This is a genomic window from Leucobacter komagatae, from assembly GCF_000834055.1.
GTDB lineage: Bacteria > Actinomycetota > Actinomycetes > Actinomycetales > Microbacteriaceae > Leucobacter > Leucobacter komagatae_A.
In genome coordinates this window covers 1-14,691 of record NZ_JXSQ01000008.1, presented here as the reverse complement: position 1 = coordinate 14,691, position 14,691 = coordinate 1, and the positions used below count along the sequence as shown (strand labels likewise).

13 protein-coding genes and 1 riboswitch are annotated in these 14,691 nt (G+C 65.7%); of the genes, 7 read left to right on the top strand and 6 right to left on the bottom strand.

Annotation, left to right across the window (positions count from 1 at the left end; genetic code table 11):
• Positions 1-15 precede the first annotated feature (15 nt).
• Entirely contained in the window at positions 16-351 is a 336-nt protein-coding gene (locus SD72_RS07630; protein ID WP_232299687.1) for a hypothetical protein, read from the bottom strand.
• Complete coding sequence (locus tag SD72_RS07625; RefSeq protein WP_042543859.1) at positions 348-1,952, bottom strand: acyl-CoA carboxylase subunit beta; 1,605 nt, start codon at positions 1,950-1,952, stop codon at positions 348-350. Before SD72_RS07625 ends, SD72_RS07630 begins: the two co-directional genes overlap by 4 nt.
• Positions 1,953-2,090: 138 nt before the next feature.
• Between SD72_RS07625 and SD72_RS07620 the strand changes: the two genes are divergently transcribed.
• The gene (locus SD72_RS07620; protein WP_042543858.1) at positions 2,091-2,996 is read left to right on the top strand and encodes a biotin--[acetyl-CoA-carboxylase] ligase; all 906 of its coding nucleotides are present in this window, start codon (positions 2,091-2,093) and stop codon (positions 2,994-2,996) included.
• Between the two features lie 84 nt (positions 2,997-3,080).
• Here SD72_RS07620 and SD72_RS07615 read toward each other — a convergent pair whose 3' ends face one another.
• Positions 3,081-4,475, bottom strand: coding sequence for an APC family permease (locus tag SD72_RS07615; protein WP_232299695.1), 1,395 nt, complete (start codon positions 4,473-4,475; stop codon positions 3,081-3,083).
• A 72-nt stretch (positions 4,476-4,547) separates the two neighbouring features.
• Positions 4,548-6,164 (bottom strand): amidohydrolase, encoded by a 1,617-nt coding sequence (locus tag SD72_RS07610; protein ID WP_042543856.1) that lies wholly within the window; start codon positions 6,162-6,164, stop codon positions 4,548-4,550.
• A gap of 167 nt (positions 6,165-6,331) precedes the next feature.
• Here SD72_RS07610 and SD72_RS07605 point away from each other — a divergent pair, with 167 nt between their 5' ends.
• The 4 genes from SD72_RS07605 (at position 6,332) to SD72_RS07590 (ending at position 10,240) form a co-directional block, all read left to right on the top strand.
• Positions 6,332-7,009, top strand: coding sequence for a TetR/AcrR family transcriptional regulator (locus SD72_RS07605; protein WP_042543855.1), 678 nt, complete (start codon positions 6,332-6,334; stop codon positions 7,007-7,009).
• Between the two features lie 239 nt (positions 7,010-7,248).
• Complete coding sequence (locus SD72_RS07600; RefSeq protein ID WP_232299686.1) at positions 7,249-8,958, top strand: carbon starvation CstA family protein; 1,710 nt, start codon at positions 7,249-7,251, stop codon at positions 8,956-8,958.
• An 8-nt stretch (positions 8,959-8,966) separates the two neighbouring features.
• Positions 8,967-9,266, top strand: coding sequence for a cory-CC-star protein (locus SD72_RS07595; RefSeq protein ID WP_420038421.1), 300 nt, complete (start codon positions 8,967-8,969; stop codon positions 9,264-9,266).
• Positions 9,209-10,240, top strand: a complete 1,032-nt coding sequence (locus SD72_RS07590) for an ArsA family ATPase (protein ID WP_232299685.1) — start codon at positions 9,209-9,211, stop codon at positions 10,238-10,240. The genes SD72_RS07595 and SD72_RS07590 overlap by 58 nt, the downstream gene beginning before the upstream one ends.
• A 4-nt stretch (positions 10,241-10,244) precedes the next feature.
• Here the strand turns inward: SD72_RS07590 and purU are convergent, their stop codons facing one another.
• On the bottom strand, positions 10,245-11,129 hold the full coding sequence (purU, locus tag SD72_RS07585; protein WP_052492548.1) for a formyltetrahydrofolate deformylase: 885 nt from the start codon (positions 11,127-11,129) through the stop codon (positions 10,245-10,247).
• Positions 11,130-11,215: 86 nt separating this feature from the next.
• Positions 11,216-11,295: riboswitch (ZMP/ZTP riboswitch) on the top strand.
• 30 nt (positions 11,296-11,325) lie between these two features.
• On the opposite strand from purU, the gene glyA reads away from it, so the two are divergent.
• Positions 11,326-12,609, top strand: a complete 1,284-nt coding sequence (glyA, locus tag SD72_RS07580; RefSeq protein ID WP_042543852.1) for a serine hydroxymethyltransferase — start codon at positions 11,326-11,328, stop codon at positions 12,607-12,609.
• 94 nt (positions 12,610-12,703) lie between these two features.
• Entirely contained in the window at positions 12,704-13,585 is an 882-nt protein-coding gene (locus SD72_RS07575) for a bifunctional methylenetetrahydrofolate dehydrogenase/methenyltetrahydrofolate cyclohydrolase (RefSeq protein WP_042543851.1), read from the top strand.
• Between the two features lie 43 nt (positions 13,586-13,628).
• Here SD72_RS07575 and SD72_RS16925 read toward each other — a convergent pair.
• Positions 13,629-14,691 (bottom strand): helix-turn-helix transcriptional regulator (locus SD72_RS16925; protein ID WP_232299684.1); only part of this gene is annotated, 1,063 nt, incomplete at its 5' end.

The following is a 14,691-nucleotide window of genomic DNA, read 5'->3' as shown; positions in this document are numbered from 1 at the left end:
CCCCAGCCTAAGCCGTTATGCGTCGAGCAGGAGGTCTGCGATGCCGTCAGGGACGCGCTGTGACCGCGCCCAGGGCTCACGGTCGCGCCTGGCGACGCGCTTCACTCGACGGGTCTCCTCGGCGCGTGCCTCGGTGAGCACTGCGATGACCGCTGCCCGCTCCTCCTCGCTCACGCCGCGGGTGACGAACGTGATGTCGTCGCCGTTGATCGCGTCGTCGGTTTCGCCAACGTCCTCGCGTTTCGCGGCGTCGCGCGCCGCGGCGTCTGGCGGAAGCTCGCCAAGCGCCGCGTCGTCGAATCCGAGTTCGCGGGCGAGCTCGGTTGCCTGGAGCGGAGTGTTGCCGTTCATAGCGGGATGTTTCCGTGCTTCTTCGCCGGCAGCTCGTCGCGCTTGCCGCGGAGGCCGCGGAGCGCCTTGATGACAGCGAGGCGGGTGCCAGCTGGCTCGAGCACGTTGTCGATCTCGCCGCGCTCAGCAGCGAGGAACGGGCTCGTGACGTCTGCCGTGTACTTCGCGGTGAGCTTCGCGCGCAGCGCCTCGACGTCCTCGCCAGCGGCCTCAGCTGCTGCGAGCTCCTTGCGGTAGAGGATGTTCACGGCGCCAGCACCGCCCATGACGGCGATCTCGGCGGTGGGCCACGCGATGTTGAAGTCTGCGCCCATCTCCTTCGAACCCATCACGATGTACGCTCCGCCGTAGGCCTTGCGGGTGATGATGGTGACGAGCGGCACGGTCGCCTCGGCGTATGCGAACAGCAGCTTCGCGCCGCGGCGAATCACGCCCTGGTACTCCTGCTCGGTGCCTGGCAGGTAGCCCGGCACGTCGACGAGGGTGAGGATCGGGATCGAGAACGCGTCGCAGAACCGCACGAAGCGTGCGGCCTTCTCGCTCGCGTCGATGTTCAGGGTGCCTGCCATCTGGTTCGGCTGGTTCGCGACGATGCCGACGGTGCGGCCCTCGACGCGGCCGAAGCCGATCAGGATGTTCGGCGCGAACAGCGGCTGTACCTCGAGGAAGTCGCCGCCGTCGAGGATCGCCTCGATGACGACCTTCATGTCGTATGGCTGGTTCTGGCTGTCGGGGATGATCGTGTTCAGGCGACGATCGGCCTCGGTGATCTCGAACGCGGTGTCGCTGTCGTAGATCGGTGCCTCAGCGAGGTTGTTGTCGGGGAGGAAGCTGATGAGGGTGCGCGCGTAGTCGAGCGCGTCGAGCTCGTCGCTTGCGAGGTAGTGCGAGACGCCGCTCGTCTTGTTGTGCGTGAGCGCGCCGCCGAGCTCCTCGAAGCCAACCTCTTCGCCAGTGACGGTCTTGATGACGTCGGGTCCGGTGACGAACATGTTGCTCGTCTTGTCGACCATGATGACGAAGTCGGTGAGCGCGGGGGAGTACACGGCGCCGCCGGCCGACGGGCCCATGACGATCGAGATCTGCGGGATCACGCCAGACGACATCGTGTTGCGCTTGAAGATGCGTGCGTACTGCGAGAGCGAGAAGACGCCCTCCTGGATGCGGGCGCCGCCGGAGTCGAGCATGCCGATGATGGGAGCGCCGGTCTTCATCGCGAAGTCCATCGCCTTGACGATCTTTTCGCCAGCTGCCTCACCGAGCGAGCCGCCGAAGGTGGTGAAGTCCTGCGAGTAGACGACGACCTGGCGGCCGTGGATTGTGCCGGCGCCCGTGACGACGGCGTCGCCGAATGGCTTGTTCGCGTCCATGCCGAAGGCGGTCGCGCGGTGCTTCACGTACTTGTCGAACTCGACAAAGGATCCAGGATCGAGCAGCGACGCGATGCGCTCGCGGGCGGTCATCTTGCCGCGTGGATGCTGCTTGGCTGCCGCTGCCGCGTCGCGGTCGCCGACTGCCTCTTGGTACTTCAGGCGATGGTCCGCGATGCGGCCAGCCGTCGTTGCGAGGTACTCGGGGGCGGTGTCGTTCTCTGAGGTCACCCGTTTAGCCTAGCGCGGGTACATGCCGCAAAGTTCAAGAACTCCTCCAACTGAACTGCAGATCCTTCGTTGATTTCCTCAGCGATCGGGGGTTGGGGGTGCGACGCAGCGCGTTCGGGCGGGCATAAGCTCGGAGCTATGGAACTCAGGCTTACCCGCGCCCAGCAGCCCCGTGTCGAATGGCGAGACGAGTCGCCGTCTACGAATGCCGAGCTGCGTGACCTCGCGGCCGAGGCGGTGCGCGCTCGCGAGCCCCTGCCGCACGGCACGGTGCTGCTCACCGACAACCAGACCGCGGGGAGGGGGCGCCTGTCGCGCGGCTGGGAGGTGTTGCCCGGCCGGGCGCTTGCCGTCTCGATGCTGGTGCGCGGTTACGGCGTCGACCCGAGCGCCGGAGCTGAGTCGGCTGGCGCGGCGCCCCAGTGGGGCGAACTGGGCCCAGGCTGGCTCCCATTCATCACGGGTTCCGCGGTGAACGCCGCGTTTCAGCCCCTGTTTTCGGCAGCGGCCGCGCGCGACGAGACGGAGGCGTTGCGCGTAGGGATGAAGTGGCCGAACGACATTCATGTGCGTGATGAGGCAGACGCGATCGCTGGGCGCACTGGCAAGAAGCTGTGCGGGATCCTGTGCGAGCTCCTCCCAGACGGGACCGCCATCGTCGGCATGGGCATGAACCTGCTCATCCCCGAGTGGGAGTTGCCGACGGAGCGCGCAACGTCGCTGCTCGCCGCGGGAGCGGATGTCGGCGGAGCTGAGAGCTTCGGTGATCCGCTCGGCGCCGAGCTTGCCGATCGTGTCGTCGCGGCGGTGACTGCTGAGCTGCTCAGGCTGACCGAGCTTGCCGCGCGCGAGCCGGAAGCGATCCGCATCCGCTCAGCACGGCACTCCCTCACCCTCGGAACTGAGGTGCGCGTGCACCTGCCCGGCGACGAGATCGTCGACGGTAGGGCGCGCCAGCTCGCGGAGGACGGCGCGCTCATTGTGGATCTGCCGACCGGGGGAACTCTCACGGTGAACGCGGGCGACGTGCAGCACCTGCGCTAGCCCCGCCGCGCGATACCGCAGTGGCGACATCGCGCGCCCTGCCCGCAGCTGACTCGTGGTGCTGCGGGCAGGGCGTCGCGTTGGCTAGCCGCGGTCGCCCTCGAGCGGGTACTCGTCGCCGAGCGCGTCGATCTGGGTGGTTGTTGGGTCGCCCTCAGAGAAGTCCATCTTCGGCACTGGCTTCCTGAAGCCCTTCGTCACGAGGGCGATGACGCCGATGCCCACCGCGATCCAGACGAGCCCAACGAGCCACGTTACGGGTTCAAGCGACGTCCACAGCCAGATGGTGAGTCCGAAGCCGATGAGCGGGAAGAGGCCGTAGCGCACCAGCTCCCAGAAGGCCGCTGGCCGCGTGCGGCCGCCCTTCGGGAAGAGGTAGGTGCGGATCACGGAGAGGTTCACCATCGCGAATGCCGCAAGCGCGCCGAAGCTGATCATGAATGCGACGGTGTCGAACGGCACGAACAGCGCCGAGAGCGCGAAGACGGAAACGACGACACCCGCGATGCTCGGGGTGCCGAACCGCTTGTGCAGCCGCGAGAGCGGCTTCGGGAGCATGCCGTCGCGGCCCATTGCGTAGAGGATGCGCGAGACGGAAACCTGACCCGTCATGCCAGACCCGAACGCGCCTGCGACGTACACTGCGACGAAGAACGACGTAAACCAGCCGGCCCCGAATGAGTCCATCACCGTCGTGCCTGCGGCCTCGATCTGGGCGTCGGTGAGCGATGACCAGTCCGGGTTGAACGCGAGTGCGCCCGCCCACGCGACGAGGATGAAGAAGAAGCCGCCGACGAGCGTCGAGAGCATGATGGCACGGGGGATATCGCGGCGGGGGTTCTTCGCCTCCTCCGACAGGGTCGAGACCGCGTCGAAGCCGAGGAAGGAGAGCGCGAGGATCGCAGCACCCGATGCGACCGCGCCGATGCCGCCCTCACCGAAGGTGAACGGCTCGATGATCCCCACAGCCTGGTCGCCGCCGAGGTACTGCTTGAAGGCGAGCGCCATGAAGACGACGACGAGTACGACGGAGAGCGCGATGATTGCCATGTTCAGCTTGCTGACGAGCGTGATGCCGAGCACGTTGAACAGCAGCACGAGAAGCAGCGCGACGAGCGTGAACGCCCACACCGGGATGGCGGGGAACTGCGTGTTCAGGTAGATCCCGATGAGCATGAAGTTGATCATGGGGATGAACAGGTAGTCGAGCAGCATGACCCACCCGGTGAGGAAGCCTGGCCCGCCGCCGAACGACTGTTGCGCGTACGTGTAGGCGGATCCGGCGACCGGGTACCTCCGCACCATTGCGGCGTAGCTCGCCGCGGTGAAGAGCATCGTCACCACGGCGACGATGTACGCGGCGGGGAGCTTGCCGTCGGTGACCTGGTTCACGATGCCGTACGTCGTAAACACGGTGATCACGGTCATGTAGGTCACGCCAAAGAACGTGAGCCCGGTGAGGCCGAGCGCCCGTCGCATGTGCGGCTGGGCGGTGGTCGGCGTCTGCGTGTTGGAATTCGACACGATTCTCCTTTGAATCATTGGGTGTGGTTAGTGGGTTCGGGCCCCGGCGAGCCAGGTACCGCGTACCTCGATCGATGGGATGGAGTTGGGGTCGACGGTGAGCGGATCGTTTGAGAGCCAGACGGCGTCGGCGATCATGCCGACGTTGAGTGTGCCGCGTTCGGGGGCGAGCGCCTGCTTCGCGGTACCCATCGTGTAGGCGGAAAGCGCGGCGCCGGCGCTGACGCGCTCGTGTGGCAGCCACGGCTCCGCCGCAGGCTCTAGGTGGCTGTGCCGCGTCACTGCGGTCGCGAGTGCGGGGCGCCAGTCTTTCGTGGTGACCGGCCAGTCGCTCCCGAATGAGACGGTTGCGCCCGAGCGCAGCACTGAGCCGATGAGGTATTGCCATCCCTCGCGGTCGTGCCCGATGTGCGGGATCGTGAGGTCCTGCATGACGGCGTCGCACTGTGCCCAGTACGGCTCGAAGTTCGCGATTACGTCGAGTTGCGCGAAGCGCTCGATGTCTGCGGGGGCGAGCATTGCGACGTGCGCGATGACGTGCGCGCGCTGACGTGGCTCGTTGCTTGCGCGGACGGCAGCGATGGTGTCGAGTGCGATGCGGTTCGCGCTGTCGCCGATTGCGTGGATGTGGAGCTGGAAGCCGGCGTCGTCGAACGCGATCGCTGCCGCGGTGAGCTCGCTCTCCTCCCAGTTCGGCAGACCGCGCTCGTCTGGGCGGTCTGCGTAGGGCTCCGCGAGGAGGGCCGTATGGTTCTCGATCACACCGTCGACGAAGAACTTGATCGTTTCGGCGCTCAGGCGCTCATGCCCGAGCGCGCGGATCTCGGCGCGGTGCGCGACAAAGCTGTCGAGTTGCTCGCGCCAGAGCGATGGGTCCGCGCGAAACGCGAGGTTGACGCGGGTGTGCAGCCGATCCTCGCGTGCTGCGGCCAGATAGGTGGGAATGTCGCTTGTCTCCACCCATGCGTCCTGCACCCATGTTGTGCCCTGCCTGGCGTAGTCCAGTGTCGCGGATTCAATGGCGCTGACCCTGTCGGCGAGTGCGAACGGGGGCACGACCTCCGCGATGAACGTGTTCGCCGCGGCCTCCTGCAGGGTCCCCGTCGGGGTGCCGTCTGCGCGCCGCACGTAGCGGCCAAGAGGTGGGTCTGGGGTTTCGGCGGTGATGGAGCCCGCGGCGAGAGCCGCCGAGTTCACCCATGCCGTGTGGTAGTCCCATGAGCGGAGAATCGTTGGGGTGTCGCCGGTGACCTCGTCGAGCCACGTGGCGTCAAACACGCCGCCTGGAGCGAACGTTGCGTCGTAGCTGGCGCCGACGATCCACTCGGCGTCTGGGTGGCGCGCACGCCACTCGGCGACGGCGGCAAGAATGCCTGCGAGGTCGGCCGCCTCGCGGACGTTTGGGCCGATTGCTTCGAGCCCGCCGAGCACCGGGTGGGCGTGGCCCTCACCGATTCCTGGCGCGAGTGTGCCCCCGGCAAGGTCGACCGTTACCGCTCCGGGCTCTGCGGCGAGCGCTGTGGCAGCTGCGCCGAGCGCGGCTACCCTGTCTCCCGCGAATGCGACGGCGTCGCTCGTGCGGGTGTTGCCTGCTCGATCCGCCTCAATGATGATGGTTCCGCCCGTGAAAACCGTAAGTGTCATGTCGGCCCCATCTCTGGCCCCTATGCCAGCTCGGTGAATTTTCTCATTAAATGAACAGTGTTCGTTATTCTAGGGCTAGTCGGGCTGAGAATGCGAGCCGGGGTGCGTCATCTGTTCCGATAGCCTCAGACGAGCAGTGAACAAGCTCTGAGAGAAAGTGGCGCACCATGGCGGTGAACGACGAGGCACCAACACGCAGGTCTGGTCGACCAACAACGGCGGTGCTCACCCGGGGGCTCATCCTCGAGACCGCGCTGCGGCTCCTCGATGAGCGGGGCGAATCCGGCGCAAGCCTGCGGCTCATCGCCAGAGAACTCGGCGTGCGCCCCTCGGCGCTCTATAACCACATCGGGGGGCAAGACGACCTCATTTCGGGTATCCGCGAGCTCGTGAGCGACCGCATTGACGTCTCGGGCTTTGCCGAGCTGCGCTGGGACGACGCGCTCGAACGCTGGGCGCGCTCCTACAGGAACGCCTTCGCAGCGCACCCGCCGACCATCGCCCTGCTTGGCGTTCTGCCCATCGCAACGGGGACGCGCACCAGCCAGATGTACGAGGTCGTCTGCGGGGGGCTGATCGCGGCTGGCTGGCCGGAGTCCGAGGTGCTCACGACCATCGTCGCGGTCGAGTGCTTCATCTTGGGTGCTGCCCTCGACCACACTGCGCCCGACGACATGCTCAACCCGGGGGTCGATCCCGACGCGCCAACGTTCAGCGCAGCGTACGACGCTGCGCGATCCGCGGCCGGCGCTGAGCGGCCAACCGATATCTCCTTCGAGATTGGGCTCAGCGCCATGCTCACCGGGCTCCGGGCGCGGCACGCCGCGCGCTGCGTGGAGGCGTAGCCGGCGGGAGAAAACGCCCGATCATCACGGCAGAACGAATCCAGGATAACAAATAGGCTACGTTTGTCGCTGATCGGTTCCCTCGCAGTTAGCTTTGAGGGACAGCGTGTAATAGTCACCAGGCTCTTGAGGTCGGGTCGCAACGACTGGGTCCCGGCCGAGCCTTCGACTCGCGCGAAGGCGGCGCAAGGACGCTCCGCCCTGATGAAGGGAGTAGTTCATTGAATCCAGTGCTCTTAATGCTCCTCGGCATCACGATCTTTGCCCTCGGGTATTTTGTCTACTCGAGATACCTTGCAAAGCGCGTGTACCAGCTCGATGGGGGCTTCCAAACACCAGCTCACGAGCTCGAAGACGGTGTCGACTATGTCCCCACCAACAAGTTCATTCTCTGGGGGCACCACTTCACCTCGGTCGCCGGGGCCGCGCCGATCGTCGGCCCAGCGATCGCAGTGATCTGGGGCTGGCTACCCGCCTTCCTCTGGGTCACCATCGGCACCGTGTTTTTTGCGGGGATGCATGACTTGGGTGCCCTGTGGGCATCAAACCGCAACAAGGGCAGATCGATCGGGGCGCTTTCGAGTCGATACATCGGCGGGCGCGGCGCAAGCCTCTTCCTCGTCGTGATCTTCCTCGTGCTGCTCATGGTGATCACCGCGTTCGCAGTGGTCATCAAGAACCTGCTCATCAGCACCCCGAGTGCGGTGATCCCCACCTGGGGTGCGATCCTCGTCGCGCTGCTCGTCGGGTTCGCCGTGTATCGGCTCAAGTGGCCACTCATCCCCGTCACGATTGTCGCCGTCGTGATCCTCTACTCACTCATCGTGGTCGGCGACAGTTACCCGGTCGTGCTGCCAGAGTCCTTCCTCGGGATGAGCCCGTCAACCGTCTGGATCCTGGCGCTCTTCATTTACGGCGGCATCGCCTCGCTGCTACCCGTGTGGGTACTCCTCCAACCCAGGGACTACATCAACGGCGTGCAGCTCTTCGTCGGGCTGGCGCTGCTCTACAGCGCAGTGCTCATCGGGGCGATATTCTCGAGCACCCCGCACAACATCGTCGCACCGATGTTCAACGAAGCCACGCCGCCGGGCACCCCCAACCTGGTGCCACTGCTGTTCGTAACAATCGCCTGCGGCGCGATCTCTGGGTTCCACGGCCTGGTCTCATCCGGCACCAGCTCGAAGCAACTCGATAAGGAGCCTGACGCGCGCTTCGTCGGATACTTTGGTGCGGTCGGCGAGGGACTGCTCTCGCTCGGAACGATCCTCGCGGTCGTCGCAGGCTACCGCACCGTCACCGACTGGGACGCTGTGTACAGCTCATTCGGGGGAGGCGGGGTGAACGCCTTTGTCGAAGGCGGCGGACTCCTCATGCAAGACGGTATCGGGCTCCCCGCCTCGCTCAGTGCCACCGTGCTGGCGACCATGGCCGTGCTGTTTGCCGCAACCACGATGGACACGGGGATGCGGCTACTCCGGTTCGTTGTCCAGGAGATCGGCGAGGCGGTGAAGGTCAAAGTCGCCAAGTTCCCCGCAACGCTCATTGTGGTGCTTGTCGGGCTTGGCCTCACGTTCTCGCAGGGCCTCGGCGGCGACGGCGGCCTGCGAATCTGGCCGCTCTTCGGCACGACGAACCAGCTGCTCGCATCGCTCACCCTGTCGATCATCGCGGTGATCCTCATCCGGAAGCGGCGCAACCCCTGGCCAGCGCTCATCCCGCTCACCATCGTGTTCGTCATGGCGTTCTGGGCGGCAATCGAGCAGGTCTCCGGGTTCGCCGACCCCGCAAACCCGGACTGGCTGTTGTTCGCGCTCGACATCATCATCATCATCGCGAGCGTCTGGGTTGCCGTCGAGGTGCTGCTCGCGATGCGCAAGGCAGCAAAAGACCCGCCTGAACCCGCGGGAGCAGACGAACACCAGGCCGCCGTGCGCGAAGAAGTGTGATTCGGGCTGTGGCCGGATCAGGCGGCGCGCTCAGGCGGTGGGGACAGCAGATTCCCCACCGCCTGAGCGGCCTCCGCGCGGGGCTGCTCGAGTACTACGTCGGGCCGTACCGGCAGACACTCGCGCGTGAGCAACGCGATGAGGACGACTACTTCACGATGCTCGTTCTCGGTGAGGCACTTGGCGTGCCAGACCCGGCGGCGTACTACACGGTAGAGCTGATGCCGGCGCTGCTCGAGGATTTCCACGCGTGGCACAGGCGCATGGGGATGGGGCGCTCGCCGCTGGAGCACGTGTCGTGCTGCTAGACGACCTCGGAACCAGTCGAATCCTGTTCGTTGGCGGGAAGGGCGGTGTCGGCAAGAGCACGGTCGCTTCGGGAATCGCGCTCGCCGCAGCGCAGCGCGGCCGCCGGGTGCTCCTGGTCTCCACCGATCCTGCGCACAACCTCGGACAGCTGTGGGAGCGCACGATCGGGGACGCCCCAACGCAGCTGTTCACGGCTGGAGCCGGCGGGGTCACCGGGGTGGAGATCGATCCGCAGCGCACCGTCGACCGCCACCTGGCCGCTGTGGGAGAAACCATGTCGCGGCTGCTCCCCGAGCGCATGCGCAAGCAATCACTTGCCCACCTCGAGCTTGCGCGGGAGGCCCCTGGCAGCCACGAAGCTGCGGTGCTCGAACGGGTCGCTGAGGCGGTGCAGCTGGGGCTCGAGGACTACGATCTCGCGGTCTTTGACACGGCGCCGACCGGGCACACACTGCGCTTACTCTCGCTCCCAGCTCAGCTCGGCGAGTGGGCGACGAGCCTGCTCGAAAACCGTGACCGGTCTGAGCGCTTCGGGGCCGCGATGCGGGGGCTCGTGAGCGCGCGAGGTGCTGAGGGGGACACCGCTAAGGAGGCGGCGGATCGTCGACTCAGGCAGACGCTGCGCCTGCGGCAGCAACGATTCACGCGTGTGCGCGAGGTGCTCACCGACTCCGGCGTGACGCGGTTTGTTGTGGTGAGCATCGCCGAGTCAATCCCGGCAATGGAGACCGTCGAACTCGTGCGGGGGCTCGACGCCATTGGCATCGCAGTTGGGGCGCTCGTGATCAACCGGCGAACCCCGGCCGAGAGCGGCACGGTACTCGCCGAGCGCAGCGAACGCGAGCGCGTCAGCGCACGCGCGCTCGTCACGGCCTTGGCGGGGGTGCCTGCCGTGCAGCTCCCGCTCTTCCCGGAGGAACTCATGGGGGAGGCGGGGCTTCGCGTTGTCGCGGCCGCACTCGAGGCGGGGTGAGCCGTTAGCGGAAGATGATCGTCCGATCGCCGTCCTGCAGCACGCGGTTTTCCGCGAACCAGCCAACAGCGTGCCTGAGCACGCGAGACTCGACGTCCTGGCCGAGCTGCACGAGCTGCCGCGGCGAGTACGAGTGGTCGACGCGGGTCGTGTCCTGCTCGATGATCGGGCCCTCGTCGAGATCGGTGGTCACGAAGTGGGCGGTCGCGCCGATGAGCTTCACGCCCCGCTGATGCGCCTGCTTGTAAGGGTTCGCGCCCTTGAAACCGGGGAGGAAGGAGTGGTGGATGTTGATCGCACGGCCGGCGAGCGCCTCGCAGAGGCCAGGGGAGAGGATCTGCATGTAGCGGGCGAGGACCACGAGTTCGATGTCGTGCTCGGTGACCGCCTCAAGCACGCGGGCTTCGAACGCTTCCTTCTCGGACGCGTTCGTCACGGCGCGGTGCTCGAACGCCACCCCGTAGAACTCCGCAATGTCACGCATGGTCTCGTGGTTGGACAGCACGAGCGGAACCTCGATGGGAAGCTGCCCAGCGCGCGTCCGGTAGAGCAGGTCGTTGACGCAGTGCGTCGCTGTCGAGCCGAGGATGAGGGTGCGCACCGGGCGGCCGACCCTGTCGAGGCGCCAACTCATGTTGTAGCGCTCGGTCACCGGCGCGAGCGACACCCGAAAGCGGTCGTCGAACGTGTCAGCCTGCGCGACCGCTTCGACCTGGAGTCGCATGAAGAAGCGACCGGTGTCTGCCGAGGCGAACTGCTGGCTCTCGGCAATGTTTCCGCCAGCGGCGACGATCGCACCGCTGATCGCATGCACGATTCCTGGTCCGTCAATGCAGGAAAGCGTGAGTACCCACTGTGCGCCAGGCGTATCGGCAACGATCATGTTCATCCGGCCAATTCTAGCTGGCTTCATATGGCGCGTTGAATTCGTGCAGTGCTGATCCCGAGCGATCGCCACCGCTGGCGCTGCTAGGATTGCATGGTCGTGACTGGCGTGCAGATGGAAACCATCGGGGAGCGACACCTGTGAACGGCCGCTCGCCTGGGCCATACATCCTGGAAACATCACACAAGGGAGACTCATCGTGTCCAACCAGTCAGCATTCTTTAACGAGCCGCTCGAGCTCGTTGATCCCGAAATCGCCGAGGTACTCAAGAACGAGCTCGGTCGCCAGCGCGCAACGCTCGAGATGATCGCGAGCGAGAACTTCGTGCCGCGCGCCGTGCTGCAGTCGCAGGGTTCCGTGCTCACCAACAAGTACGCCGAGGGCTACCCGGGTCGCCGCTACTACGGTGGCTGCGAGTTTGTCGATATCGCTGAAGACCTTGCACGTGACCGCGCGAAGAGCCTCTTCGGTGCCGCATACGCGAACGTGCAGCCACACTCAGGTGCGCAGGCAAACGCCGCCGTGCTTTCGGCGATCGCCGAGCCGGGCGACACGATCCTCGGCCTCGAACTCGCGCACGGTGGGCACCTCACCCACGGCATGAAGCTCAACTTCTCGGGCAAGCTCTACAACGTCGTCTCGTACGGACTCGACCCGGAGACGTTCCTCGTTGACATGGATGTCGTCCGCCAGAAGGCGCTCGAGCACAAGCCGAAGGTCATCATCGCCGGCTGGTCCGCCTACCCGCGCACGCTCGACTTCGCGGCGTTCCGCGCGATCGCTGACGAGGTCGGAGCAACGCTCTGGGTCGACATGGCGCACTTCGCGGGTCTCGTTGCAGCCGGTCTGCACCCGAACCCCGTCCCGCACGCGCACGTCACCTCTTCGACCGTGCACAAGACCATTGGCGGCCCCCGCTCCGGCTTCATCCTCACGAACGACCTTGAGCTGCACAAGAAGCTCAACTCGAACGTGTTCCCCGGCCAGCAGGGCGGCCCGCTCATGCACGTGATCGCAGCAAAGGCGACCGCGTTTAAGCTCGCAGCAACGGACGAGTTCAAGGATCGCCAGGCGCGCACGCTCTCGGGCGCAAAGCTTGTGGCTCAGGCGCTCACGAGCGACAGCGCGAAGGCCGCCGGAGTCGACGTGCTCACCGGCGGAACCGACGTGCACCTCGTGCTCGCAGACCTGCGCAACTCGAAGCTCGACGGCCAGCAGGCTGAGGACGCGCTGCACGCGGTCGATATCACCGTGAACCGAAACGCTGTGCCGTTCGATCCGCGCCCGCCGATGGTGACGAGTGGCCTGCGCATCGGCACCCCCGCGCTCGCAACGCGTGGCTTCGGTGACACCGAATTTGCAGAGGTCGCTGACATCATCGCGCAGACCCTCACCGAGACCGGAAACGTCGAGGAGCTGCGCGCACGCGTCGCAAAGCTCACCGAAGCGTTCCCGCTCTACCCAGGCCTGGAGAACTGGTAACCAGTTCCGTGCTGAGTCCGTCCGGGGCGTGTGAGGCCTTGCCTCCGCGCCCCGGCGGGCTTTGTGGCCCCCAAAGAATTTCAAGGAGCAAAGAATGACCGCACAGAAACTTGATGGCACCGCAGCTGCGGCCGCCATCAAACGTGAACTTACCGATCGAGTATCAAAGCTCGCGGAGCGCGGCGTCGTCCCCGGCCTCGCAACCGTGCTCGTCGGCGCCGACCCCGGATCGCAGTGGTACGTCGCGGGTAAGCATCGCGACTGCGCTGAGGTGGGCATCGCGTCGATCAAGCGCGAGCTGCCTGAGACCGTGACGCAAGATGAGCTTGAAGCCGTCCTCGACGAGCTCAACGCTGACGAAAGCTGCACGGGGTACATCGTGCAGCTGCCGCTTCCCAAACACATCGACACCGACCGGATTCTCGAGCGCATCGACCCGAACAAGGACGCCGATGGGCTGCACCCAACCAACCTTGGCCGTCTCGTGCTCAACGCGAACACCGAGATCTCGTCGCCGCTGCCGTGCACACCGCGCGGTGTGATCGAGCTTGTCGAACGCAATGGCCTGTCGTGGGCAGGCAAGCGCGTCGTCGTCGTTGGCCGCGGAGTTACCGTCGGCCGCCCCATCGGCCCGCTGCTCACGCGGCGCGAATACAACGCGACCGTCGTGCTCACGCACACGGGCACGACGGATCTGCCAGCCGAGCTGCGCCAGGCAGACGTGATCGTCGCGGCAGCCGGTGTCGAGGGCATCGTACGCGCAGAAGACGTGAAGCCCGGCGCGATCGTGCTCGACGTCGGTGTGTCACGCAAGGTGGCCCCAGAGACCGGCAAGAGCCGCGTCGTTGGTGACGTGGATCCCGCAGTCGCAGACATCGCCGGGTGGATCTCACCCAACCCAGGCGGGGTTGGGCCGATGACCCGCGCACTGCTCCTGAAGAACGTCGTCGAGATGGCGGAGCGCCAGCTGGGCTAGCCTTGCGACGTGACGTGAGCGGCGCTGCCTGTCGCAGCGCCGCTCACTTCTTGCTGCGGTTCGTCCCCGCAATGATTCCCATCGCGGTCGCTCTCACGATTGCGGCATCGCGGTCACTGACTTTGAGCTTTCGGTATACCGAGGCCAGATGCTTCTTCACGGTTCCGGTGGTGACGAACAGGCTCTGCGCAGCATGGCTGGCGTTTCGGTGCAGCGTGATTGCCTCCAGGCTTTGGACCTCAGCGTCTGTTAGGCGCTGATAGCGATGCGGGCGCGCAGCAGGGGGGATGCTGTCAAGGGCCCCAATCACGTCGCACGCCCCTGCTTCCTGTGCCGCGAGGGCCACCTCCCTCAGCTGCTCATATGGCACACCCAATAGCGTGCTCGTGAGCGCGTACTTCTCTATGAGTGCCGTAGCGGTGCACAGCGAAGCGATGGCTTCGCCCCGGCGACCGCACTCCCAAGCCGCAGTCGCCAAAATGAGTCTTCGGTCGACTCTGGCGCGCTTGGAAGTCCCGGGGTCGCCGATGCTCAGGGCAAGCATCAGTGCGTTTACATCATTGCTCCCGAAGATCGCTATCCTTGCTCGTTCGAGCCGCATCGATGGTTCGGCCAGCTGTCCCTGGATGAGTAGCGCTTCAGCCCCCCGGAGGTTGCCGACAACGCAGCTGAGCATAGCCGCAAACGACGTGATGCAGTCAGACCAGGGCTGCATCAGGGGCACTGTCCGCCGAGCGTCGGCGATGGCTGCTTCGAGATGGACGAGGGCGGCTTCGGCGCCCTCGTTCTGCCGCACAATAGCTGCCTCCGACAGAAAGACGAGCGGCCAAGGTTCCAAGCGTTCGCTTACTCCCTCAAGCTCTCTCCGCGCGCGGTCGAGCTGCGTCTCTTCGTTGAGTTCCTGCGCGAGGAATGCCCGCGCGATCTCTAAGCGGCCACGAGCGGCGGCGTTGGGTGGCGCACCAGACGCTGTAACGGCAGCATCGAACTCGGCGATGAGTTCTGCTGCGCGACGGTTGTGCCCGTCTACCAGGTCAGTAAGAACCAGTGCCGATAGGAGGTTAAAAAACCATTCGGTTCGCGAGTGCGGTGCGATCATTCTGAAA